Here is a 24048-nt window from a genome sequence, read left to right as displayed (position 1 = left end):
CTCGGCCGGTCCGGCTGCCATGCCGGAGGCGGTGCTGCAGCGCGCCGCCGCCGAAATGCTCGACTGGCAGGGCAGCGGCATGAGCGTGATGGAGATGAGCCATCGCGGCAAGGAGTTCGGCTCGATCTGTACGCAGGCCGAAGCCGACCTCCGCGCGCTGCTGGCGATTCCCCCGAACTTCCACATCCTGTTCATGCAGGGCGGCGGGCTGGGCGAGAACGCCATCGTTCCGCTGAACCTGTCGCGCGGCAAGGCCGCGGACTTCGTCATCACCGGCAGCTGGAGCACCAAGTCGCACAAGGAGGCCCAGCGCTACTGCGACGCGCGCGTGGCCGCCAGCAATGCCGACAACCAGCACACGAAGCTGCCCGATCCCGCGACCTGGCAGCTCTCCAAGGATGCCTCGTACGTGCACGTGTGCTCGAACGAGACCATCAACGGCATCGAATTCCAGCAGCTGCCCGACCTGGCCGCGCTCGGCAGCAGCGCGCCGCTGGTCATCGATTTCTCCTCGCACGTCGCCTCGCGCAGCGTCGACTGGAGCCGCGTGGGCCTGGCCTTCGGCGGCGCCCAGAAGAACCTCGGGCCCGCCGGGCTGACCATCGTGGTCGTGCGCGACGACCTGCTGGGCCATGCACTCGAGATCTGCCCGAGCGCCTTCAACTACAAGACCGTGGCCGACAACCAGTCCATGTACAACACCCCGCCGACCTGGGGCATCTACATGGCGGGGCTCACGTTCAAGTGGCTGCTGGAGCAGACCGAGGGCGAGTACACCGGTGTCGCCGCCATGGAGCAGCGCAACATCGCCAAGGCGAAGCTGCTGTACGACTTCATCGACGGCTCCGACTTCTACGCCAATCGCATCGACCCGGGCTGCCGTTCGCGCATGAACGTGCCCTTCTTCCTGGCCGACGAAAGCCGCAACGAGGCCTTCCTGGCCGGCGCGCGCGAAGCCGGGCTGCTGCAGCTGAAGGGGCACAAGTCGGTCGGGGGCATGCGCGCGAGCATTTACAACGCCATGCCGCTGGCAGGGGTGCAGGCTCTGGTGGCCTACATGCGAGAATTCGAGCGATCGCATGCCTAGGCGCATGCCCAGCCGCTCGCACCGATGACCGCCTCCGCACCCACCCCACCCTCCTCTTCTCCCGACAATTCCGAAAGCCTCGCCGATCTGCGCATGCAGATCGACTCGCTCGACCAGCGCCTGCTGAGCCTGCTCAACGAGCGGGCCCACGTGGCCGAGCTGGTCGGCGAGGTCAAGAAGCGCGAGGGCACGCCGTACTTCCGCCCCGACCGCGTGGCGCAGGTCATCGACAAGATGCAGAAGAGCAATGGCGGCCCGCTCAAGGACATCCACGTGGCCGCCATCTGGCGCGAGATCATGTCGGCCTGCCTGGCGCTCGAATCGCCGCAGCGCGTGGCCGTGCTCGGCCCCGAAGGCACCTTCTGCGAACAGGCCGCCATCGAGTACTTCGGGGGCGCCGCAGACCTGATCTACTGCGCCAGCTTCGACGAGGTGTTCCACGCCACCGCCGCGGGCAGCGCCCAGTACGGCGTGGTCGGCGTCGAGAACTCGACCGAGGGCGTGGTCACCCGCTCGCTCGACCTGTTCCTGCATTCGCCCACGCACGTCGTCGGCGAGGTCAGCCTGCTGATTCGCCACCACCTGCTGCGCAGCAGCAACTCGCTCGAAGGCGTGGAGGCGGTGCTGGCCCATCCGCAGGCGCTGGCGCAGTGCCAGACCTGGCTGTCCAAGCATCTGCCCAACGCCGAGCGCCGCGCCGTGTCGAGCAACGCCGAGGGCGCGCGTCTGGCGGCCACCAATCCCAAGTGGGCCGCGCTGGCCGGCGAACGCGCCTCCACGCGCTTCGGCCTGCACATCGTGGCGCACGCGATCCAGGACGACTCGTACAACCGCACCCGCTTCTCGGTGATCTGCCTGCCGCAGACGCTGGCCATGCCGCCGGCATCGGGCCGCGACTGCACGAGCCTGATCGTCTCGGTGCCGAACCGGCCCGGCGCGGTGCACGACCTGCTTGTGCCGCTGAAGCTCAACAACGTCTCGATGACGCGCTTCGAGTCGCGCCCCGCGCGCACGGGCCAGTGGGAGTACTACTTCTACATCGACCTCGACGGCCACCCCTCGCAGCCCAACGTGGCTGCCGCGCTGGCCGAGCTGCGCGGCCTCTGCGCCTTCTACAAGGTGCTCGGCGCCTACCCCGTCAAGGCCTGAGCGGCAGGCGGACACACAGAGACAGCATGTTCGAACAACTGGGACTGATCGGCTGCGGCCTGATGGGCGGCTCCTTCGCGCTCGCACTCAAGCGCGCGAAACTGGTGAAACGGGTGGTGGGCTACAGCAAGTCGCCCTCCACCACCGAGCGGGCGCGCCAGCTCGGCGTGATCGACGTGGCGGCGCCCTCGGCGCTGCTGGCGGTGTCGGGTGCCGACATCGTGCTGCTGGCGGTGCCGGTGGCTGCTTCCGAAGCCACCTTCAAGGCCATCCGCCATGGCATCTCGAGCGAAACGCTGGTGATGGACGTGGGCTCGACCAAGGGCGACGTGATCGAGGCTGCGCGCAACGGCCTGCAGCGCCAGTTCGCGAGCTTCGTGCCGGCGCACCCCATCGCCGGCAAGGAGCTTTCGGGCATCGAGCATGCCGAGGCATCGCTCTTCGCCGGCCGCCAGGTCGTGCTGACCCCGGTGAAGACCACGCTGCGCTCCAACGTGCAGCGGGCCACGCAGGTGTGGAGCGGCATCGGCGCCAATGTCGTCACGATGACGCACGAGGAGCACGACGGCGCCTTCGCCGCCGTGAGCCATCTGCCGCACCTGCTGGCCTTCGCGTACATCAACGGCCTGGCCGCGCAGCCGCAGGGCGAGCGCTTCCTGAGCCTTGCCGGTCCGGGTTTTCGCGACTTCTCGCGCATCGCCGCGAGCGATCCGGTCATGTGGCGCGACGTGCTGCTGGCCAACCGGGAGCATGTGCTCGAACAGTCGCGCGCCTTCCGCAAGGCCCTGGACGACTTCGAGGCGATGATGACCGCTAGCGATCTGCAGGGCCTCGAACTGTCGATCGCCGCCGCCAGCAAGACCCGGGCGGCCTGGAAACCGGCCACCGACACCTCGTCGCAGCAGCAGGACAACTGAGATGTTCTCGACGGCTTTCCTCGACCTCCCTCCCCTCGCGGGCGCGGCCGGCACGGTCCAGCTGCCGGGTTCCAAGAGCATTTCGAACCGCGTGCTGCTGCTGGCAGCACTGGCCAGCGGCACCACCACCATCCACGACCTGCTGGATTCCGACGACACCCGCGTGATGCTCGACGCGCTGCGCGCCCTGGGCTGCGGCGTCGATCCGGCCGGCAGTACGCTGCGCATCACCGGCCTCGGCGGACAGCTGAAGCCCAGCGAGGCGCTGCTGCCCCTTTTCCTCGGCAATGCCGGCACGGCGATGCGCCCGCTGACGGCCGCGCTGTCGCTGCTGGGCGGCGAATTCGAACTCAGCGGCGTTCCGCGCATGCACGAGCGCCCCATCGGCGACCTCGTCGACGCGCTAACGCAGCTCGGCTGCCGCATCGACTACCTCGGCAACCCCGGCTATCCGCCGCTGCGCATCCATCCAGTGCCGCACGGCGACCTGGCGCTCGACGCTCCGATCCGCGTGCGCGGCGACGTGTCGAGCCAGTTCCTCACCGCCCTGCTGCTGGGGTTGCCGTTGGCCGCGGCCAACGACATCGTGATCGAGGTGGTCGGCGAGCTGATCTCCAAGCCGTACATCGAGATCACGCTGAACCTGCTGGCGCGCTTCGGCATCCAGGTCCATCGCGACGGCTGGGAGCGCTTCACCATCCCGGCCGGCAGCCGTTACAGCTCGCCGGGCGAGATCCACGTGGAGGCGGATGCCTCGTCCGCCAGCTACTTCATCGCGCTTGGCGCCATCGCCACCGGCGTTTCCGGCAAGGACGGCATCCGCATCGAAGGCGTGGGCGCCGATTCGATCCAGGGCGACATCCGCTTCATCGACGCCGCCCGCCAGATGGGCGCGCTGGTCGACAGCGGGCCGAACTGGCTCGAGATCCGTCGCGGCGCCTGGCCGCTCAAGGCCATCGACATCGACGCCAACCACATTCCGGACGCCGCGATGACGCTGGCCGTGATGGCGCTCTACGCCGACGGCCCGACCACGCTGCGCAACATCGCGAGCTGGCGCGTGAAGGAAACCGACCGCATCGACGCCATGGCCAACGAGCTGCGCAAGCTCGGCGCCACGGTCGAGGCGGGGCCCGATTTCATCCGGGTGCATCCGCTGGCGCAGGCCGGCTGGCTCCCGGCGAGCATCCGGACCTACGACGACCACCGGGTGGCCATGTGCTTCTCGCTGGCGGCGTTCAATCCGGCGGGCGTGCCGGTGCGCATCCTCGATCCGCACTGCGTCGCCAAGACCTTTCCCGACTACTTCGAGACGCTGTTCTCCGTGGCCGAGGCCGCCGAGGTGCCGGTGATCTGCATCGACGGCCCGACCGCCTCCGGCAAGGGCACGCTGGCCGCCGAGGTGGCGCGCCTGCTGGGCTACCACTACCTCGATTCGGGCTCGCTCTACCGGGTGACAGGCCTCGCGGTGCGCCGCGCCGGCCTGAGCGCCGACGCGCAGCACGAGGCCGAAGTTGCGGCCCTGGCCGCCGCCCTGCCCCTGCAGTTCACCGAAGGCAAGGTGCTTCTGGATGGCGAGGACGTGAGCGACGAGATCCGCACCGAAGCCGCCGGCATGGACGCCTCCCGCGTCTCCGCGCTGCCGGCCGTGCGCGAGGCGCTGCTGGCCCTGCAGCAGCGTTTCCGCCAGCTGCCGGGTCTGGTGGCCGACGGCCGCGACATGGGCACGGTGATCTTCCCCGACGCCGCGCTCAAGGTCTTCCTGACCGCCAGCGCCGCCCAGCGCGCCGAACGGCGGCATAAGCAGTTGATTTCAAAGGGAATTTCGACTACACTCGACAGTCTTCGCTCCGACTTGGAGGCCCGTGACGCCAGGGATTCGTCCCGCAGCGTCGCCCCCCTGAAGCCGGCGCAGGACGCCCGCCACCTCGACAACTCGCAGTTGTCCATCGAGCAATCGATCGACACGGTGTTGGACTGGTGGCAGCAGATTCAGCCGTTCAAGCACGCTTGATCGGCCTGAAGTCACAGCCTTTCAGGTCCGCTTGAAAAGCTGGCGCCCGACGGAATATCCGTAGGCGCATACCGCTCCAGCAGGCTCCTTCCGCGCGACAGCGCACCGGCCTGCTGGTTGTTCAACCAACCGGGCTCACGCCCACCCAACCGCCGTCTACAGACCCACAGCAGCCGCACGCAATTTCGCAAGAACGCCTGCCAACCCTGCCTGACGGAAGGAAACATAAATGTCTGAATCTTTTGCCGATCTGTTCGAAGAGTCCCTGAAGCGTTCCGAAATGCGCACGGGCGAGGTCATCACCGCCGAAGTCGTTCGCGTGGAACACAACCACGTCGTCGTCAACGCCGGCCTGAAGTCCGAAGCGTACGTGCCGATCGAAGAGTTCAAGAACGACAAGGGCGAACTCGAAGTGCAGGCCGGCGACTTCGTTTCCGTTGCCATCGGCAGCGTTGAAAACGGCTACGGCGACACCATCCTCTCGCGCGACACCGCCAAGCGTCTGGCTTCGTGGCTGGCCCTCGAGAAGGCGCTGGAATCGGGCGACTTCGTCACCGGCACCACCAGCGGCAAGGTCAAGGGCGGCCTGACCGTCCTGGTCAACGGCATCCGCGCATTCCTGCCGGGCTCGCTGATCGACACGCGTCCGATCAAGGACCTGACCCCCTACGAGAACAAGACCCTCGAATTCAAGGTCATCAAGCTGGACCGCAAGCGCAACAACGTCGTGCTGTCGCGCCGCGCCGTGGTCGAAGCCAGCATGGGCGAAGAACGCGCCAAGCTGATGGAAACGCTGAAGGAAGGCGCAGTGGTGCGCGGCGTGGTCAAGAACATCACCGAATACGGTGCGTTCGTGGACCTCGGCGGCATCGACGGCCTGCTGCACATCACCGACATGGCATGGCGTCGCGTGCGCCACCCGAGCGAAGTCGTTCAGGCCGGCCAGGAAATCACCGCCAAGATCCTCAAGTTCGACACCGAGAAGAACCGCGTGTCGCTGGGTCTGAAGCAGATGGGCGACGACCCGTGGATGGGCGTTTCGCGCCGCTACCCGCAAGGCACCCGCCTGTTCGGCAAGGTCACGAACATCGCCGACTACGGCGCGTTCGTCGAGCTCGAGCCCGGCATCGAAGGCCTGGTGCACGTCTCCGAAATGGACTGGACCAACAAGAACATCGCTCCGAACAAGATCGTCTCGCTGGGCGACGAAGTCGAAGTCATGGTCCTGGAAATCGACGAAGACAAGCGCCGCATCAGCCTGGGCATGAAGCAATGCAAGGCCAACCCGTGGCAGGAATTCGCGCAGAACACCAAGCGCGGCGACCGCGTCAAGGGCCCGATCAAGTCGATCACCGACTTCGGCGTGTTCGTGGGTCTGGCTGCCGGCATCGACGGCCTGGTTCACCTGTCCGACCTCTCGTGGAACGAAGCCGGCGAAACCGCCGTTCGCAACTACAAGAAGGGCCAGGAAGTCGAAGCGATCGTGCTGGCTGTCGACGTCGACCGCGAGCGCATCTCGCTGGGCATCAAGCAGCTCGACAGCGACCCGTTCACCACCTTCACCACGGTGAACGACAAGGGCCAGATCGTGACCGGCAAGGTCAAGACGGTCGACGCCCGCGGCGCTGAGATCGACCTCGGCGAAGACATCGTCGGCTACCTGCGTGCTTCGGAAATCTCGCGCGACCGCGTCGAAGATGCCCGCAACGTGCTGAAGGAAGGCGACGAAGTCACGGCCATCGTCGTGAACGTGGATCGCAAGACCCGCAACATCCAGCTGTCCATCAAGCAGAAGGACATGGTCGACGAGCAAGGCGCCATGGCCAGCCTGAGCCAGCAGTCGGCACGCGAGAACGCGGGCACGACCAGCCTGGGCGCACTGCTGCGCGCCAAGCTGGACAACAACGACAGCAAGTAAGCTGAGCCGGAAGACAGAGCAGGCCCTGGGGCCGCTCTGTCTTTTTTTTCGCCCACGTTTTTCGTTTATGTTTGGCCTATGACACGCTCGGACCTCGTCGAAGAACTCGCAGCCCGCTTTGCACAGCTCACGCACCGCGACGCCGAATACGCCGTCAAGACCATCCTCGACGCCATGAGCGACGCGCTGGTACGCGGCCACCGCATCGAGATCCGCGGCTTCGGCAGCTTCTCGGTCAACCGGCGCCCGCCGCGCATCGGCCGCAACCCGCGCTCGGGCGAGAGCGTGCAGATCCCCGAGAAGCGGGTGCCGCACTTCAAGCCCGGCAAGGCGCTGCGCGAAGCCGTCGACGCAAAGACGGCCGAACTCGACGCGGGCAAGGAAGCCAAGAGCCGAAAGGCCTGACGCGCGGACCATCGGAATGCCCGCAAACGTAGAATGCTCCCGGCAACGGGAACGGCTATGAAATACCTCCTGTGGCTGCTCAAGGCAGCCATTTTTTTTACGCTCTTCGCCTTCGCGCTGAACAACCAGCACGACGCGACCGTCTACTTCTTCTTCGGTACCTACTGGCGCGCGCCGCTGGTGCTGGTCGTGCTCGCAGCCTTCGCGGGCGGCCTCGTGGTAGGGGCGCTGGGCATGCTGCCAGGCTGGTGGAAGCACCGGGTCGCAGCGGCCCAGGCGCCTTCCGCGGGCGAAGCCGTCCAGCCCCCCTCGACACCGGCCACCGTTGCAACGACCGCAGCCATGGCAACGTCTGCCGCTCCGGCCATCGCCACCACCGACCTTCCCGCCGCACGTCAACATGGACTTTGATCCCAGCTGGCTGCTGATCAGCCTGCCCGTCGCCTTCGTGCTGGGCTGGCTCGCATCGCGCTTCGACATCCGGCAACTCAAGCTCGAGAACCGCCAGGCACCCAAGGCCTATTTCCGCGGCCTCAACTTCCTGCTCAACGAGCAGCAGGACCAGGCCATCGACGCCTTCATCGAGGCCGTGCAGAACGACCCCGACACCCAGGAACTGCACTTCGCGCTCGGCAACCTGTTCCGCCGCCGCGGCGAGTACCAGCGCGCGGTGCGCGTGCACGAGCACCTGCTGGGCCGCGGCGACCTGAGCCGCAGCGACCGCGAACGCGCGCAGCACGCGCTCGCGCAGGACTTCCTTCGCGCCGGCCTGCTCGACCGCGCAGAGGCCGCGCTGCAGAAGCTCGAGGGCACGCGCTACGAGAACGAGGCCCGGCTCGCGCTGCTGGCCATCTACGAACGCTCGCGCGAATGGGCCCAGGCAGCCGATGTGGCGCAGAAGCTCGACGAGTCCGACCAGGCCAGCTACAGCACGCGCCGCGCGCATCACCTCTGCGAGCAGGCGACCGAGCGCGTGGCAGCAGGCGACCTGCCCGGCGCTGGAAAGCTGCTGGCGCAGGCCGTCGAACTGGCACCGCAGGCACCGCGCCCGGCCATCGACACCGCCAACCTGCAACTGCGCAAGGGCGAGGCGAACGCAGCCTTCGACACGCTCGCGGCCCTGAGCGAGACCTCGCCGCTGGCGCTGCCGCTGTACGCCGCCACGCTGCAGCAAGCCGCCATGGCCGCGCACCGCGAAGCCGACGCGCTCGAACTGCTGCAGCGTCGCTATGTCGAGTCGCCCTCCATCGACGTGCTCGAAGCGCTGATGGCGCTCGGCGGCAAGCCGAGCGCCTCCGCCGAAGAACCGAACCCTACGCCGCGCGACGGCTATATCGCGCACCTCGCGCAGCAGCCCTCGCTGGTGGCGGCCTCGCGCTGGCTCGCGGGCGAACGCTTCGAGCACGAGCAGTTCCATCCACAGGTGCAGCGCGCGCTCGACCAGGCCACGCGGCCGCTCATGCGCTACCGCTGCGCGGCCTGCGGCTTCGAGGCGCACCAGTACTTCTGGCACTGCCCCGGCTGCCAGGCATGGGACAGCTATCCGCCGCGCCGCGTCGAAGAACTCTGATCACGTTTCTGAACAATGGTCACATGGAGGCTTGTCGAGCCTTCATGCGTCAACGCCCTCTTCACATACCTCGTTGAGCGCGGGCCGACGATTCCGTCGGCTGTCATTCATCAACGAATAGAGGGAGTTCTCAAATCATGTTCAAGAAGATCCTGGCCACCACCGCCATGCTGTTCGCGATCGCCGCGTCCGCGGCCGTCGATGTCAACAAGGGCACCGAAGCCGATCTCGATGGTATCAAGGGCGTCGGCCCGTCGATGTCCAAGCGCATCCTCGAGGCGCGCAAGGAGGGCGAATTCAAGGACTGGCCCGACTTCATGCAGCGTGTGAAGGGCGTGAAGGAGAAGAAGGCGGCCAAGCTGTCGGCCGACGGTCTCACGGTCAACGGCAAGAGCTTCGGCGATGCGGCACCCGCCGCATCGAAGGATGCGAAGGCTCCGACCAAGGCCGCCAAGCCCTGATTCCGCTTCGGTAGCAATATGCAAAGCCGCCTACGGGCGGCTTTTTCATGGGTGCCATGGCAAGGAGATGGCAGGGAAATGCCTCAGGAAGTGGTCCGGAATTTGCACGTAAGCTTCCTTTCGTTTTGCTTTCAACACATTCCGGAGAGAGTCAATGAATCACAAGTTCGGCATTGCCCTCGCGGGCCTCACCCTCGGCGCCGCGGCCTTCGCCCAGACCAAGTGGGACCTGCCCACGGCCTACCCGGCCACCAACTACCACACGGAAAACATCACGCAGTTCGCAAAGGACGTGGACGCGGCCACGGGCGGCAAGGTGAAGATCACGGTGCATGCCAACGCTTCGCTGTTCAAGGCGCCCGAAATCAAGCGCGCGGTGCAGAGCGGCCAGGCGCAGGCCGGCGAGATCCTGCTGGCCAACTTCGCCAACGAGAACCCGATCTACGCGCTCGACGGCGTGCCCTTCCTCGCCACCACCTACCCCGAGGCCCGCAAGCTCTACGACGCATCGAAGCCCGCCATGGAGAAGCTGCTCTCGGCCCAGGGCATCAAGGTGCTGTTCGTGGTGCCGTGGGCGCCGCAGGGCATCTACACCAAGAAGGAGATCGGCTCGGTGGCCGACCTGCGCGGCATCAAGTGGCGCGCCTACAGCCCCGCCACTGCCAAGATCGCCGAGCTCATCGGCGCCCAGCCGGTGCAGATCCAGCAGGCCGAGCTCAGTGCAGCCATGGCCACCGGCGTGATCGAGAGCTACATGAGTTCGGGCTCCACCGGCTACGACACCAAGACCTACGAGCACATCAAGAACTTCTACGACACGCAGGCCTGGATCCCCAAGAACGCGATCCTGGTGAACGCCAAGGCCTACGACGCGCTCGACGCCGCTACCAAGGCCGCCGTCGCCAAGGCCGCGGCCGATGCCGAAGCCCGCGGGTGGAAGGTGGCGCAGGAGAAGAACGAGGAATACAAGCGCCTGCTCGCCGAGCGCGGCATGAAGATCCACAAGCCTTCGCCCAAGCTCGACGCCGACATGCGCCAGGTCGGCGGCATCATGCAGGCCGACTGGCTGAAGGTGGCTGGCGCGGACGGCGCCGCGATCGTCGATGCCTACAAGAAAAAGTAGACCATGCGGCGCTTTCTAGACCGCCTGTACGACGGTGCAGGCGCGCTCGGCGCGCTCTGCGTGTTCCTGATCTTCGTGCTGATGATCCTGGCCGGCGTGGGCCGGCAGATGAACTGGCACGTGAGCGGGCTCAATGACGTGGTGGCCTGGCTGTGCGCCGCCGCCGCGTTCTTCGCGATGGCGCACGCCTTCCGCCACGGCGACTTCGTGCGCGTGACGCTGCTGCTCGAAGCGGTGTCGCCGAAGATGCGGCGGGTGCTCGACGTGAGCTGCCTGCTGGTGGCCGCGGTGTCGGTGGCCTATCTCACCTACTGGGCCACCAGCTTCACCTACGAGAGCTACGAGTTCGCCGAGATGGCGACCGGCCTCGTGGTCATTCCGATCTGGATTCCGCAGTCGACCTTCGTGATCGGCTGCTGGTTGCTGCTGATCGCCATGATCGACGAACTGGTCGGCGTGGTGCGCGGCGACAAGCCCAGCTACCAGCGCGCCATCGAGGAGCGCCACGCGGCGGGCGACTTCTCCTCCGACGTCTGAACGACAACAGCAACAAAGACACCCGATGTTCGAAAACCTCTGGATGGGCGCGCTGCTGCTCGCGATCATGCTGCTGCTCCTGGCGGGCGGGGTGTGGATCGCGATGACACTGGCCATCGTCGGCTGGGTCGGCCAGGCCTTCTTCACCAACACGCTGCCGGGCAAGAACCTGTTCTCGGCCTTCTGGGAGAGCAACGCGAGCTGGGAGCTGGCGGCGCTGCCGCTTTTCATATGGATGGGCGAGATCCTGTTTCGCACCAAGCTCAGCGAGGAGATGTTCGAGGGCCTGCGCCCCTGGCTCAATCGCGTGCCCGGCCGGCTGATGCACACCACCATCCTCGGATGCGGCGTGTTCGGCTCTGTCTCGGGCTCGTCGGCCGCCACCTGCGCGACCATCGCCAAGGTGGCGCTGCCCGAGCTCAAGCGCCGCGGCTACAACGAGAAGCTGGCCATCGGCTCGCTGGCGACCGCCGGCACGCTGGGAATCCTGATTCCGCCGTCGATCACCATGGTGGTGTACGCGGTGGCGGCCGACGCGTCGATCATTCGCATCTTCCTGGCCGGCTTCCTGCCGGGCTTCCTGCTGATGCTGCTGTTCTCGGGCTACATCGGCTGGTGGAGCCTGCGCAATCCGGGCCAGGTGCCGCCAGCCGATCCGCCGACCACCTTCATGGAGAAGATCCGCCTCTCGGGCAACCTCATTCCCTGCTCGCTGCTGATCGTCTTCATCGTCTGGGTGCTGGTGGCCGGCTGGGCCACCGCCACCGAGTGCGCGGCCTTCGGCGTGCTGGGCTCGCTGGCCATCGCGGCCTGGGGCCGCAGCCTCACATGGAAGAACTTCAAGGACGGCATCATGGGCGCCACGCGCACCAGCTGCATGATCATGTTCATCCTGGCCGGCGCGGCCTTCCTCACCAAGACGATGGCCTTCACCGGCATCCCGCGCGAGCTGGCGGAATGGGTCGACAGCATGCACCTTTCGCCCTACGCGTTGATCGGCGCGCTGGTGCTGGTGTATCTGGTGCTGGGTACCGCGCTGGACGGCATCTCGATGATCGTGCTCACCAGCGCGGTGGTGCTGCCGATGATCCAGAAGGCGGGCTTCGACCTGATCTGGTTCGGCATCTTCATCGTACTGCTGGTCGAGATCGCCGAGGTCACGCCGCCGGTGGGCTTCAACCTCTTCGTGCTGCAGAACATGACGGGCAAGGACAGCAACGTGATCGCGAAGGCGGCGATCCCGTTCTTCTTCTGCCTGGTGCTGTGCATCGTGCTGATCACGCTGTTCCCGAGCATCGTGACGATCCTGCCCGACCTCGTGATGGGCCGCGAGAAGTAGCCTTGCCGGCCCCGCCGGCAGCGTGCGGATAATCGCTGCCATGCTGCTGAACGTCATCGTCATCTGCCTCGCCGCCTGCGTCGGCGCCCTCATGCGCTGGGGCTTCGCCCTCTGGCTCAGCCCCGGCGGCATCCTGCCCTGGGGCACGCTGGCGGTGAACCTGATCGGCGGCTACCTCATCGGCGTGGCCATCGCCGTCTTCAGCGCCCTTCCGGACATCAACCCGGCCTGGCGGCTGATGGTGATCACCGGCTTCCTCGGCACGCTCACCACCTTCTCCAGCTTCTCGGCCGAAGTCGTGGGCATGCTGACCACCGGCCGCTTCGGCCTCGCGATAGGCACGATCGCGCTGCACCTGGGCGGCTCGCTGTGCATGACCTGGCTCGGCCTTCGCACGGTGCAGGCGCTTTCATCCTGAACCAGATGAAAACTGCGCTAAATCAGCCTTATGTCTTGCGGTTATAGATAAGGCTTTCCATAGGGCCCGCCGATAGAATCGACCCCAATGCCCCTGGTCTTTCTCGTCGCCCTCCCCTTCATCGCCAGCGTGCTGGCCGCGTTGATGCCTTCCAACGCGCGCAACAGGGAGTCGACACTCGCGGGGCTGGTCGCGCTGGGCTGCGCCATCCAGGCCGCATGGTTCTTCCCGCAGATCGCGCACGGCGGCGTGCTGCGCCAGCAGATCGAATGGCTGCCGGCCCTGGGCCTGAACCTCGTGTTCCGCATGGACGGCTTCGCATGGCTGTTCTGCATGCTGGTGCTGGGCATCGGCGCATTGGTGGTGCTGTACGCGCGCTACTACATGTCGGCCTCCGACCCGGTGCCGCGCTTCTTCTCGTTCTTCCTGGCATTCATGGGCGCGATGATGGGCGTGGTGCTCTCGGGCAACCTGATCCAGATGGTGCTGTTCTGGGAGCTCACCAGCCTGTTCTCCTTCCTGCTGATCGGCTACTGGCACCACCGCCGCGACGCGCGACGCGGCGCGCGCATGGCGCTCACGGTCACCGGCGCGGGAGGTCTGTGTCTGCTGGCCGGCGTGCTGGTGCTGGGGCGCATCACCGGCAGCTACGAGCTCGACAAGGTGCTCGCCTCGGGTGATCTCATCCGCGCGCACTCGCTCTACCCCGTCGCGCTCACGCTGATATTGCTGGGCGCCTTCACCAAGAGCGCGCAGTTCCCCTTCCACTTCTGGCTGCCGCGCGCCATGGCCGCGCCCACGCCGGTGTCGGCCTACCTGCACTCGGCCACCATGGTGAAGCTGGGCGTGTTCCTGATGGCGCGGCTGTGGCCCGTGCTCTCGGGCACCGAGCAGTGGTTCTGGATGGTCGGCGGCGCAGGCGCCATCACGCTGCTGCTCGGCGGCTTCATCGCGATGTTCCAGCGCGACCTGAAGGCGCTGCTGGCCTACTCGACCATCTCGCACCTCGGGCTCATCACGCTGCTGCTGGGCCTGAACAGCCCGCTCGCTGCCGTGGCGGCGGTCTTCCATGTGATGAACCACGCCACCTTCAAGGCGTCGCTCTTCATGGCGGCCGGCATCATCGACCACGAGACCGGCACGCGCGACATCCGCAAGCTCAGCGGCCTGATGCGGCTCATGCCCATCACCGGCACGCTGGCCATCATCGCCAGCGCCTCGATGGCCGGCGTGCCGCTGCTCAACGGCTTCCTCTCGAAGGAGATGTTCTTCGCGGAGACTGTGTTCATCCAGGCCACGCCGTGGGTCGACTTCAGCCTGCCGCTGATCGCCACGCTGGCGGGCATCTTCAGCGTGGCGTACTCGGCGCGCTTCGTGTTCGACGTGTTCTTCGGCCCGCCCTGTGGCGACGAGGTGCCCAGGCACCCGCACGAGCCGCCGCACTGGATGCGCGTGCCGGTCGAGCTGCTCGTGCTGCTTTGCCTGGTGGTGGGTGTGGCGCCGGCCTGGTCGGTCGGCCCGATGCTCGCGGCCGCGGCCACTCCGGTGGTCGGCGGCACGCTGCCCGAGTACAGCCTGGCCGTGTGGCACGGCTTCAATCTTCCGCTCTTGATGAGCTTCGTGGCGCTGGCGGGCGGCGCCGCGCTGTACCTGCTGCATCGCCGCCAGCGCGCGCGCGGTGGCCTCGAACACACGCCGCTGCTGCACCGCTTCGACGGCCAGGTCATCTTCGAGCACATCATCGCGCTGCTGAGCGAGGCCGGCCGGCGCAGCCGCCGCCTCTTCGGCACCAAGCGCATGCAGTGGCAGTTGCTGCTGCTGGTGGTCGTGGCGGTGGCGGGCGCGACCGCCTCCCTGCAGCTCACGCCCGCCGCGCCCGGCACGCGCGAGCTGCTGCCCTTCTCGCCGATGTTCGCGATGACATGGCTCATCGGCGGCACCTGCGCGGTCGCCGCCGCCTGGCAGGCCAAGTTCCACCGGCTGGCGGCGCTGATGCTGGCCGCGGGAGCGGGGCTGGTCTCGTGCGTCACCTACATCTGGTTCTCGGCGCCCGACCTCGCGCTGACGCAGCTGGTGGTCGAGGCCGTGACCACGGTGCTGATCCTGCTGGGCCTGCGCTGGCTGCCGATGCGCAGCAAGGACGTGGTGCAGCCCGCGCGCGCACGGCTCAAGCCCTGGGGCCGGCGCGGGCGCGACCTGCTGATCGCGGCCATCGCCGGCAGCGGCATGGCCGCGCTGGCCTGGGCCATGATGACGCGCACCTTCCCGCAGAGCATCTCGCCCTTCTTCCTAGAACGCGCGCTCACCGAGGGCGGCGGCACCAACGTGGTCAACGTGATGCTGGTCGACTTCCGCGGCTTCGACACCTTCGGCGAGATCACCGTGCTGGGCATCGTCGCGCTCACGGTGTATGCGCTGCTGCGGCGCTTCCGCCCGGCGATCGAATCGATGGCGCTGCCGATCCAGCAGCGGCTGCAGGCCGACGACGGCAGCAGCGACCTGCTGAACCCGCGCCGCGCCAAGGACACCGCCGTCGGCTACCTGATGGTGCCGGCCGTGCTGGTGCGCCTGCTGCTGCCGGTCTCGGTGCTGGTGTCGGTCTACTTCTTCATGCGCGGGCACAACGCGCCGGGCGGCGGCTTCGTCGCGGGGCTGGTGATGTCGGTGGCGCTGGTGCTGCAGTTCATCGTCTCGGGCACCGAGTGGGTGGAAGAGCACCTGCGCATCTACCCGCGCCGCTGGATCGCCATCGGCCTGCTGCTGGCGCTGGCCACGGGTGCCGGGGCGGTGTTCTTCGGCTACCCCTTCCTCACCACGCACACCGCGCACCTGCACCTGCCGCTGCTGGGCGAAGTGCACGTGCCCAGCGCCCTCTTCTTCGACACCGGCGTGTTCGCGCTGGTGCTCGGCGCCACCATGCTGATCCTGACCGCGCTGGCCCACCAGTCGATACGAAGCCACCGCTGGGCTGACGAGCAAAAAGAAAAAGAGGCCGAGGCGACCTCCGCCGCCACCTCCGAGGGAGGAGCCGGCTGATGGAAATCGTGCTCGCACTCGCCATCGGCGTGCTCACCGGCTCGGGCGTCTACATGCTGCTGCGCCCGCGCACCTTCCAGGTCATCATGGGCTTGACGCTGATCTCTTACGCGGTCAACCTGTTCATCTTCAGCATGGGCCGGCTCAAGGTCGACAGCGAGCCGGTGCTCATCAAGGGCCTCACTGCCACGCTGGCCAACACGGCCGACCCGATGCCGCAGGCGCTGGTGCTCACCGCAATCGTGATCGGCTTCGCGATGACGGCGCTCTTCCTCGTCGTGATGCTCGCCTCGCGCGGCCTCACCGGCACCGACCACGTGGACGGTGAAGAACGGCAGGAGGCGGAGTGAAAGAGGTCTTTCATCTGCTCGATCAGCTGCTGGAGTTCAGCATGCCGCACCTGGTGGCGGTGCCGATCCTCGTGCCCATGCTCACGGCCGCGCTCATGCTGCTGCTGGGCGAGAACCGCCGGCGCGCCAAGTCGGCGCTGAGCGTGGTCTCGGGCCTGGTCGGCCTGCTGGCCGCGCTGGCGCTGCTGCGCTGGGTGAACGCGCCCGACACCGGCGGCGGCCCCGGCTCCATCGGCGTCTACCTGCCGGGCAACTGGCGCGCGCCCTTCGGCATCGTGCTGGTGGCCGACCGGCTCTCGACCATGATGGTGGCGCTCACCGGCGTGATCGCCTTCGCCGCGTCGATCTACTCCACCTCGCGCTGGGACCGCGCGGGCGTGCACTTCCATCCGCTGCTGCAGCTGCAGCTCATGGGCCTGAACGGTGCCTTCCTCACGGGCGACCTGTTCAACCTGTTCGTGTTCTTCGAGGTGATGCTCGCGGCCTCCTACGGCCTGCTGCTGCACGGCTCGGGGCGGCTGCGGGTGCAGGCGGGGCTGCACTACATCGCAATCAACCTCGCGGCCTCTTCGCTGTTCCTGATCGGCGCGGCCATCCTCTACGGCGTGACCGGCACGCTCAACATGGCCGACCTGGGGCTGCGCATCGCCGAGCTCTCGCCGGGCGACCGCGGGCTGGTGCACGCAGCCACGGCCATCCTCTTCACCGCCTTCTTCGCCAAGGCGGGCGCCTGGCCCCTGAACTTCTGGCTGGTGCCGGCCTACAGCGCCGCGGTGTCGCCGGTAGGCGCGGTGTTCGCGCTGCTGACCAAGCTGGGCGTCTACACCGTGCTGCGCCTCTGGACGGTGCTCTTCGCGCCCGATACCGGCGCCTCGGCCGCCTTCGGCCAGCCGGTGCTGGTGGGCGCGGGCATCGCCACGCTCTTCGTGGCGGCCCTGGGCATCCTCGGCACGCAGCGGCTGTCCAACCTCGCGGGCTTCAGCGTGCTGATGTCGGCCGGCACGCTTCTCGCCGCGGTGGGCCTGGGGCAGCCGGCCGTGTGGGCCGGCGCGCTCTTCTACCTGCTGAGCTCCACGCTCGCGGTGAGCGCCTTCTTCCTGCTGACCGACATGATCGAGCGCTGGCGCAACGCCGGCATGAGCGTGGCGCCGCACGAGGTCGCGGGCACCGCGCCTTTCCTGGCCGAAGACCTGAGCGCGCTGAGCGACGTGAACCTCGACGACGACGCGCAGGCGCTCTACGGCCGCGCCATACCGGCGGGCGTTGCCTTCCTCGGCCTGAGCTTCATGATCTGCACGCTGCTGCTCACCGGCCTGCCGCCGCTGTCGGGCTTCGTCGGCAAGTTCGCGATGCTCTCGGGCCTGATGAACAGCGGCGGCGCCATCGGCACCGCCGGCTGGACCTTCCTGGTGCTGCTGATCGCCTCGGGCTTCCTCGCGCTGATCGCGCTGAGCCGCACCGGCATCCGCCATTTCTGGACCCAGCCGCACGGCAACCTGCCATCGCTGCCCGCGCTCGAAGTGCTGCCGGTGGCCGGCCTCATCGTCGCTTGCATCGCGCTCACGGTCTGGGCAGAGCCGGTGCTGCGCCACGCGCAGGCCACCGCCGAGGGCCTGCGCACGCCCACGGCCTACCGCGCAGCGGTGATGGAGGCGCGGCAGGTGCCGAACCCGGCGCCCGCCGCAAAGACCGAAGCAAATGCCGAAGGAAAGGCAGGCGCGCAATGAAACGCCTGATCCCCTCCCCGCCGCTGTCGCTCGCACTGTTCGTCATCTGGCTGCTGCTCAACCAGTCGCTCGAGGCGAGCACCCTGCTGTCGGGCGTGCTGCTCGCCATTGCCGTGCCGCTGCTGACCAAGGGCCTGCGGCCGGCCACGGTGCGCATGCGCCGGCCGGGGGTGGCGCTGCGGCTGTGCGGCGTCGTGCTCTACGACATGTCGGTGTCGGTGTTCGCGGTGGCGCGTGCGCTGCTCACGCGCCGCAGCGAGAACATCCAGGCAAGCTTCCTGCGCATACCGCTGGACATGCGCGACCCCAACGGCCTCGCTGTGCTCTCGATGATCATGTGCCTGACGCCCGGCACCGCCTGGGGCGAGGTGGCCTTCGACCGCAGCACCCTGCTGATCCACGTGTTCGATCTCGACGACGAAGCCGCCTTCATCGCGCAGATCAAGAGCCGCTACGAACGTCCGCTGATGGAGATCTTCGAATCATGACGCCCATCCTTTTCTGGTCGCTCAAGTTCGCGCTGTTCCTGCTGGCGGTGGCGATGCTGTGCGCCGTCGCGCGCCTTTTGATCGGCCCTTCCGCGCAAGACCGCGTGATGGCGCTGGACTGCCTCTACATCAACGGCATGCTGATGATGCTCGTGCTGGGCATCGTCTACGCGAGCGACGTCTACTTCGCCGCCGCGATGCTGATCGCGCTCTTCGGCTTCGTCAGCTCCACGGCGATGGCCAAGTTCCTGCTGCGCGGGGAGGTGATCGAATGAACGACTTCATCGCGGGTCCGCTGCCGCTTTGGGCCGAGATCGTCACCGCGGTCTTCGCGGTGCTGGGCGCTGCCTTCGCCGCGATCGGCTCCTTCGGGCTGGTGCGCCTGCCCACTTTCTTCCGCCGCATCCACGCGCCCACGCTGGGCGCCACCGGCGGCGTGTGGTCGATGACGGTCGCCACCATCGTCTACTTCTCGGCGCAGGGCCACAGCCTCTTCATGCACGCGGTGCTGATCGTGCTGTTCGTGGCGCTCACCACGCCGGTCACCACCATCTTCCTGATGCGCGCCGCGCTGTTCCGCGAGCGGCAGAAGCACGGCGAGGTGCCGCCGCCCGCGCCTTCGGACCAGGGGCCGATCCCGCCTTACCACGGCTGAGCGGCTGGCCGGGCCGGACGCCTCAGGTCGGCAGCAGCTGCTGCATCTCCTTGGCGCGCGCCACCTCGACCTCGCGCGGCAGCGTCACCGCGTTCTTCACCGCGAGGATCTCCGCCATCACGCTCACCGCGATCTCCGGCGGCGTCTTGCTGCCGATGTAGATGCCGATGGGCCCGCGCAGCCGCGCGAGCGATTCCTCGGTCTGGTCGAAGTGCTCGATCATGCGGTCGCGCCGGGCGTCGGCATTGCGCCGCGAGCCGATGGCGCCGACATAGAAGGCCTCGCTTTGCAGCGCCTCCAGCAGCGCGAGGTCGTCGAGCTTCGGGTCGTGCGTGAGCGCGACCACGCAACTGCGGCGGTCGGGCCTGAAGGCAATCACGGCGTCATCGGGCATCTCGGTCGTGATGTGCACGCCGGGCAGCGACCATGCGGTGCGGTACTCGGCGCGCGGGTCGCACAAGGTCACCGCGAAGCCGCTGAACTTGGCCATGGTGGCGAGGTACTCGGCGAGCTGGCCGGCGCCGATCAGCAGCATGCGGTATTCGGGGCCGAAGGTGTTCGTCAGTTCGGTGTCGTTCACCGCGAGCTCGTCGGGCGCGGTCGCCTCGGCGATGCGCACCGCGCCGGTGGCGAGCGTCACGGTGCGCTGCATGAGCTTGCCCTGCTCCAGCTGCGCCACCAGCAGCTCGAGCGAGCCGGCGTCGGGAGCGTATTCGAGCAGCAGCTCCAGCGTGCCGCCGCAGGGCAGCCCGAATCGGTGCGCCTCGTCGGCGGTGATGCCGTACTTCACCAGGGCCGGAGGCGCGCCCAGCGGCACGTCTTCGGCCTTGCCGTGGGCATGGCTGTAGCGCGCGATGAGGTCGTCCTCGATGCAGCCGCCGGAGACCGAGCCCACCACCGCGCCGTCTTCCGCCAGGGCCATGATCGAGCCCACCGGCCGGGGCGACGAGCCCCAGGTGCGCACCACCGTCGCCAGCAGCGCGCGCTTGCCGGCACGCCGCCAGTCGCGCAGCGTGCGAAGCACCATGACGTCGAGGTTTTCCATGTCGCTGCAGCCCGGGTTCAGGCCGGGTCGCCGCCGGGTGCGGAGGGCGCGTCCTTGTCGTCCTTCTTGCCGAGGCCGATCTTCTTCATGAGGCCGGACATCATCCCGCTCTTCTCGGCAGGCGCCTCGGTGCCTTCAGCGGCGGCCGCCGGGGGAGGACCGTAGCGGCTCTGCATCTCGGCTTCGAAGCGCTTGAAGAAATCGTCGGCTGTGGACTTGGCAGCGCCATCGATCAGGCGCTGGCCCAATTGGGCGATCTTGCCGCCGACCTGGGCCTGCACGGTGTAGTCGAGTTCGCAGCCTGCGGACGTGGCGGCTGGTGGAGTTGCCGCACCGGCCTCGTGCGCGGTGGCATCACCCGCAGGGGAGGCCGCCGCTTCGGTGGCGAGCGGCTTGAGCGTGACGCTCGAAGATCCCTTCGCGAAGCCTGCCACGCCGCCCTGCCCCTCGAAGGTGAGCTTGTAGCCGTCGGGCGCCACGATGTCGGACAGCAGCACCTTTCCGTTGAACTTGGCCGAGACCGGGCCGATCTTGACCGCGAGCGCGACGCTGTACTGGTTGTCGCCCACCAACTCGAACTTGTCGCAGCCGGGGATGCACTTCTTCAGCGTTTCGGGGTCGTTGAGCGCGTCCCAGGCCTGTTGTTGGGTGACGCCCAGGCGTCGGTTTCCGAGCATTTCCATGGTGGGTTTCCTTTGTCTTCCTTCCCGGCGCCGCTAGCGGCCGGACCGCATCAGGGCGGCCAGGCTCGCTGCGAGCTGTTCGAGTGCGCTGAGATTGTGAACCGCCAGCATCGCGTCCGCTTGCCGGTGCAATACGGCGGCCCCACGCGCCAGAGGGGCGTAGCCCTCGAAGCGCAGCAGCGGGTTGAGCCACAGCAGGCGGCGCGAATGGCGCTTGAGCCACAGCAGCTCATGCTCCAGCACGGAGGGCTCGCCGGTGTCCAGGCCGTCGCTGATCACCAGCACCAGCGTGCGGCGGCCGGTCAGCCGGCGGGCGTGGGCGCGGCGCAGCTCGGCCAGCGAGGCGCCGAAGCGCGTGCCGCCGGCGAAATCGTCGATGGCGAGGCTGGCGGCGCCCAGCATCGCGTCGGTGTCGGCCAGCCGGAAGGCAGGCGTCAGGTCGGTCAGCCGGGTGCCGAAGGCAAACACGTCGCGGCGGCCGGCACGCCGCGTTGCGGCATGCAGAAAGGCCAGCAGCAGGCGCGCATAGCGCTCCATCGAGCCCGAGACATCGACCAGCACCAGCAGCGGCAACGGCCGCTCGCGCCGGGCCAGACGTGGCAGGCGCAGGATCTCACCGCCCGTGCGCGCCGCCTCGTGCAGCACGCCCGGCCAGTGCATGCGCGCATGCTGGCGGCCCGCATCGCCGGCAGGCCGCAGGCGGCGCGACGGCAGCTCGGGAATGGGCAGGCGGATGTCGCGCGCGAGCCGCTCCACCAGCCGGTATTCGGCGGCGCCGAGCGCGTTGAAGTCGGCATGCTGCAGGCGCTGCCGGTCGCTGGACGTCATGGCGGCATCGAATTCGATCTCGCGATCGGGCCTGGCCGGCTCCACAGGCTTGGCGAGTGCGCGCGGCGCACTGAGGGCTTCGCGCACGCGCGGGCGCCGCTTCGACGGCTCGGCCTTGCCTTCGGCGCTCGGCAGCATCTGGGCGAGCAGCTTGTTGGCCAGCTCCGGGTCGCGGAACCATGCGTCGAAGAGTTCGCGGAACACCATGCGGTCCTGCTCGCGGCTGACCATCACCGCCTCCATGGCCGCGCTCAGGTCGAGCTTGTCTTCGACGCCCACCAGCGTGGCGGCCTCTGCCGCCAGCGCAATGCGCATGGCGTCGGTGCGAACACCCGCCCGGCGCAGCGCCCGGCCGAAGGCGGCGATGTTGCCCGCGAGCTTGCCGCTGCGGACGTCGCCGAGTTGCTGGACGCCGGTGCTGGCCATCGGTCGATCACGCCTCGGGCTTGAGCAGGTCCGACGCCAGCTCCTGCGTAAGCGCGGCCACGTCGTCGCGCTGCTTGAAGAGGATGCCGGCGGTGTCGACCACCACTTCGGGATCGAGCTCCACCGTGTCGAGCGCGATCAGCGCCCTCGCCCATTCGACGCTCTCGGCGATGCCCGGCGCACGCTGGAAGGCATTGGCGAAGGGCGTCTCGCGCAGCCGTGCGACGAAGGCCGCCACCTGGGCCGACAGCTTCTCGCCAGCTTGCGGCACCTGCGCGCGCACGATGGCCAGTTCGCGTTCGCGCTCGGGGTAGTCGAGCCAGTGGTAGAGGCAGCGGCGCTTGACCGCGTCGTTGAGCTCGCGCGTGCGATTGCTTGTGAGGATGGTGACGGGCGGCACCACCGCGCGCACGGTGCCCAGCTCGGGAATGCTGACCTGGTACTCGCCCAGATACTCAAGCAGGAAGGCCTCGAAAGGCTCGTCGGCGCGGTCTACCTCGTCGATCAACAGCACGGCGCCGGGCAGCGGCGTCTGCAGCGCCTGCAGCAGCGGGCGGCGGATCAGGTAGTGCGGCTGGTAGACCTCGGCTTCCACGTCACGGGCCGCGCCAGTGGCCTCGGCCGCGCGCATGTGCAGCAGCTGCGCCGCGTAGTTCCATTCGTAGAGCGCCTCGCGCTGCTCCAGGCCGTCGTAGCACTGCAGGCGCAGCAGTTCGCGGCCCAGCGCGACCGACAGCGCCTTCGCCAGCTCGGTCTTGCCGACGCCGGGCTCGCCTTCGAGCAGCAGCGGACGCTGCAGCTTGAGCGCAAGGAACACGGCCGTGGCCAGGCGCCGGTCGGCGAAGTAGCCGGCCTCCATGAGTCCGGCGGAGAGGGTGTCGATGCTGGGGAAGATCATGGCCTAGGGTAATGCAGGGGCCGCTGCATTCGGGAGCGGACAGCCGAACGCAGAAGGAATACAAAAACCACGCAGAGGTCGCAGAAGAAACCAGATTCGATCTTTTCTGGTCTTCTTTCGCGACTTCCGCGAGAGCTTTGCGACTTCTGCGTTCGGCAATCCGATTTCGTCAGCCCAGCGCCTTGGTCACGGCCCTTTGCGTCAGCACGCTGATCAGGTTCGCGCGATACGCGGCCGAGGCATGCAGGTCGCTGTTGAGATCGCTCGCGTCGATCTTCACTGCAGCCGCTGCGGCAGCGGTGAAGCTCTTGTTGAGCGCGTCTTCCAGCCCGGCATGGCGGAACACGCCGTTGCCCGCGCCGGTGACCGCCACGCGCACGCCGCTGTCGTACTGCGCGAGGAACACGCCGACCAGCGGGAAGTTCGATGCCTTCTGGCGCAGCTTCTCGTACACGGCGCGCTTCGGAATCGGGAAGCGGATCGCGGTGATCAGCTCGCCGTCTTCCAGCGCCGTGGTGAAGAGGCCGAGGAAGAAGTCGTCGGCTGCGATCTCTCGCCTGGAAGTGACGATGGTCGCGCCCGAGGCCAGCACCGCGCTGGGGTAGCACGCTGCCGGGTCGTTGTTGGCCACCGAGCCGCCGATGGTGCCCATCGCGCGCACCTGACGGTCGCCGATGCGCGAGGCCAGGTCGGCCAGCGCCGGGTAGGCGGCCTTCACGTCGGCGTTGTTCGCCACGTCGAGGTGGCGCGACATGGCGCCGACGGTGATGGCGTTACCGTTCTTCGTAATGCCGGTGAGCTCCTTGATGCCGCTCAGGTCCACGAGCTGCTCGGGTGCGGAAAGCCGCAGCTTCATCGAGGCCAGCAGGGTCTGTCCGCCGGCCAGCGGCTTGGCGCCGGCGGCCACGAGTCGTGCCGCGTCGGCCACCGAGTCGGGCCGTTCGAGTGTGAAGGCATACATGGTGTGATTCCTT

The 24048-nt window shown here is 67.8% G+C and carries 24 protein-coding genes; 19 read left to right on the top strand and 5 right to left on the bottom strand.

Annotated elements, in window-relative coordinates; all coding sequences use genetic code 11:
- The first annotated feature begins 19 nt into the window (after positions 1 to 19).
- The 19 genes from serC (at position 20) to mnhG (ending at position 19194) form a co-directional block, all read left to right on the top strand.
- Positions 20 to 1087, top strand: coding sequence for a 3-phosphoserine/phosphohydroxythreonine transaminase (gene serC / locus ABL843_RS09140; protein ID WP_418120454.1), 1068 nt, complete (start codon positions 20 to 22; stop codon positions 1085 to 1087).
- 24 nt (positions 1088 to 1111) lie between these two features.
- Positions 1112 to 2236, top strand: a complete 1125-nt coding sequence (pheA, locus tag ABL843_RS09135) for a prephenate dehydratase (RefSeq protein WP_418119637.1) — start codon at positions 1112 to 1114, stop codon at positions 2234 to 2236.
- A 26-nt stretch (positions 2237 to 2262) separates the two neighbouring features.
- Positions 2263 to 3153, top strand: a complete 891-nt coding sequence (locus ABL843_RS09130) for a prephenate dehydrogenase (protein WP_126022917.1) — start codon at positions 2263 to 2265, stop codon at positions 3151 to 3153.
- Position 3154: 1 nt separating this feature from the next.
- Positions 3155 to 5167, top strand: a complete 2013-nt coding sequence (locus ABL843_RS09125) for a bifunctional 3-phosphoshikimate 1-carboxyvinyltransferase/cytidylate kinase (RefSeq protein WP_418119636.1) — start codon at positions 3155 to 3157, stop codon at positions 5165 to 5167.
- A gap of 229 nt (positions 5168 to 5396) precedes the next feature.
- Positions 5397 to 7085 (top strand): 30S ribosomal protein S1, encoded by a 1689-nt coding sequence (gene rpsA, locus ABL843_RS09120; protein WP_019654767.1) that lies wholly within the window; start codon positions 5397 to 5399, stop codon positions 7083 to 7085.
- Between the two features lie 78 nt (positions 7086 to 7163).
- Complete coding sequence (locus ABL843_RS09115) at positions 7164 to 7490, top strand: integration host factor subunit beta (protein ID WP_126022915.1); 327 nt, start codon at positions 7164 to 7166, stop codon at positions 7488 to 7490.
- A 57-nt stretch (positions 7491 to 7547) separates the two neighbouring features.
- Positions 7548 to 7901: a LapA family protein gene (locus tag ABL843_RS09110; RefSeq protein WP_369659043.1), complete on the top strand. Its 354-nt coding sequence runs from the start codon at positions 7548 to 7550 to the stop codon at positions 7899 to 7901.
- Positions 7891 to 9060 carry a lipopolysaccharide assembly protein LapB gene (lapB, locus tag ABL843_RS09105; protein ID WP_418119635.1) on the top strand — a complete coding sequence of 390 codons (1170 nt, stop codon included), beginning with the start codon at positions 7891 to 7893 and terminating at the stop codon, positions 9058 to 9060. The genes ABL843_RS09110 and lapB overlap by 11 nt, the downstream gene beginning before the upstream one ends.
- Positions 9061 to 9197: 137 nt before the next feature.
- A complete protein-coding gene (locus tag ABL843_RS09100) occupies positions 9198 to 9521 on the top strand; it encodes a ComEA family DNA-binding protein (RefSeq protein WP_418119634.1) in 324 nt (107 codons plus the stop codon).
- Positions 9522 to 9675: 154 nt separating this feature from the next.
- A complete protein-coding gene (locus ABL843_RS09095; RefSeq protein ID WP_184635791.1) occupies positions 9676 to 10644 on the top strand; it encodes a TRAP transporter substrate-binding protein in 969 nt (322 codons plus the stop codon).
- 3 nt (positions 10645 to 10647) lie between these two features.
- Positions 10648 to 11181: a TRAP transporter small permease gene (locus ABL843_RS09090; RefSeq protein ID WP_369659044.1), complete on the top strand. Its 534-nt coding sequence runs from the start codon at positions 10648 to 10650 to the stop codon at positions 11179 to 11181.
- 25 nt (positions 11182 to 11206) lie between these two features.
- Complete coding sequence (locus tag ABL843_RS09085) at positions 11207 to 12520, top strand: TRAP transporter large permease (protein WP_369659045.1); 1314 nt, start codon at positions 11207 to 11209, stop codon at positions 12518 to 12520.
- Between the two features lie 40 nt (positions 12521 to 12560).
- Positions 12561 to 12938: a fluoride efflux transporter CrcB gene (gene crcB / locus ABL843_RS09080; protein WP_369659046.1), complete on the top strand. Its 378-nt coding sequence runs from the start codon at positions 12561 to 12563 to the stop codon at positions 12936 to 12938.
- Between the two features lie 87 nt (positions 12939 to 13025).
- The gene (locus ABL843_RS09075) at positions 13026 to 15974 is read left to right on the top strand and encodes a monovalent cation/H+ antiporter subunit A (RefSeq protein ID WP_418119633.1); all 2949 of its coding nucleotides are present in this window, start codon (positions 13026 to 13028) and stop codon (positions 15972 to 15974) included.
- Positions 15974 to 16324 (top strand): Na+/H+ antiporter subunit C, encoded by a 351-nt coding sequence (locus ABL843_RS09070; protein WP_093236787.1) that lies wholly within the window; start codon positions 15974 to 15976, stop codon positions 16322 to 16324. The genes ABL843_RS09075 and ABL843_RS09070 overlap by 1 nt, the downstream gene beginning before the upstream one ends.
- A gap of 41 nt (positions 16325 to 16365) precedes the next feature.
- A complete protein-coding gene (locus ABL843_RS09065) occupies positions 16366 to 18051 on the top strand; it encodes a monovalent cation/H+ antiporter subunit D (RefSeq protein ID WP_418120453.1) in 1686 nt (561 codons plus the stop codon).
- Complete coding sequence (locus tag ABL843_RS09060) at positions 18048 to 18539, top strand: Na+/H+ antiporter subunit E (RefSeq protein ID WP_184635779.1); 492 nt, start codon at positions 18048 to 18050, stop codon at positions 18537 to 18539. Before ABL843_RS09065 ends, ABL843_RS09060 begins: the two co-directional genes overlap by 4 nt.
- Entirely contained in the window at positions 18536 to 18814 is a 279-nt protein-coding gene (locus ABL843_RS09055) for a K+/H+ antiporter subunit F (RefSeq protein ID WP_019654754.1), read from the top strand. Before ABL843_RS09060 ends, ABL843_RS09055 begins: the two co-directional genes overlap by 4 nt.
- Positions 18811 to 19194: a monovalent cation/H(+) antiporter subunit G gene (gene mnhG, locus ABL843_RS09050; RefSeq protein ID WP_126022904.1), complete on the top strand. Its 384-nt coding sequence runs from the start codon at positions 18811 to 18813 to the stop codon at positions 19192 to 19194. The genes ABL843_RS09055 and mnhG overlap by 4 nt, the downstream gene beginning before the upstream one ends.
- A gap of 22 nt (positions 19195 to 19216) precedes the next feature.
- On the opposite strand, the gene ABL843_RS09045 is transcribed toward mnhG, so the two are convergent.
- The 5 genes from ABL843_RS09045 to ABL843_RS09025 all read right to left on the bottom strand — a co-directional run bounded on the left by ABL843_RS09045 (position 19217) and on the right by ABL843_RS09025 (position 24035).
- On the bottom strand, positions 19217 to 20239 hold the full coding sequence (locus tag ABL843_RS09045; protein ID WP_126022903.1) for an XdhC family protein: 1023 nt from the start codon (positions 20237 to 20239) through the stop codon (positions 19217 to 19219).
- 17 nt (positions 20240 to 20256) lie between these two features.
- Positions 20257 to 20922 carry a CoxG family protein gene (locus ABL843_RS09040; protein WP_418119632.1) on the bottom strand — a complete coding sequence of 222 codons (666 nt, stop codon included), beginning with the start codon at positions 20920 to 20922 and terminating at the stop codon, positions 20257 to 20259.
- A gap of 33 nt (positions 20923 to 20955) precedes the next feature.
- Complete coding sequence (locus ABL843_RS09035; protein ID WP_418119631.1) at positions 20956 to 22176, bottom strand: vWA domain-containing protein; 1221 nt, start codon at positions 22174 to 22176, stop codon at positions 20956 to 20958.
- A gap of 7 nt (positions 22177 to 22183) precedes the next feature.
- Positions 22184 to 23074: an AAA family ATPase gene (locus ABL843_RS09030; protein ID WP_126022900.1), complete on the bottom strand. Its 891-nt coding sequence runs from the start codon at positions 23072 to 23074 to the stop codon at positions 22184 to 22186.
- A 169-nt stretch (positions 23075 to 23243) separates the two neighbouring features.
- Positions 23244 to 24035: an FAD binding domain-containing protein gene (locus ABL843_RS09025; protein WP_418119630.1), complete on the bottom strand. Its 792-nt coding sequence runs from the start codon at positions 24033 to 24035 to the stop codon at positions 23244 to 23246.
- Positions 24036 to 24048 lie beyond the last annotated feature (13 nt).

Source organism: Variovorax sp. 350MFTsu5.1, assembly GCF_048302515.1.
Taxonomy (GTDB): Bacteria; Pseudomonadota; Gammaproteobacteria; order Burkholderiales; family Burkholderiaceae_C; genus Variovorax; species Variovorax guangxiensis.
This window is presented reverse-complemented; position numbering and strand designations above follow the sequence as displayed.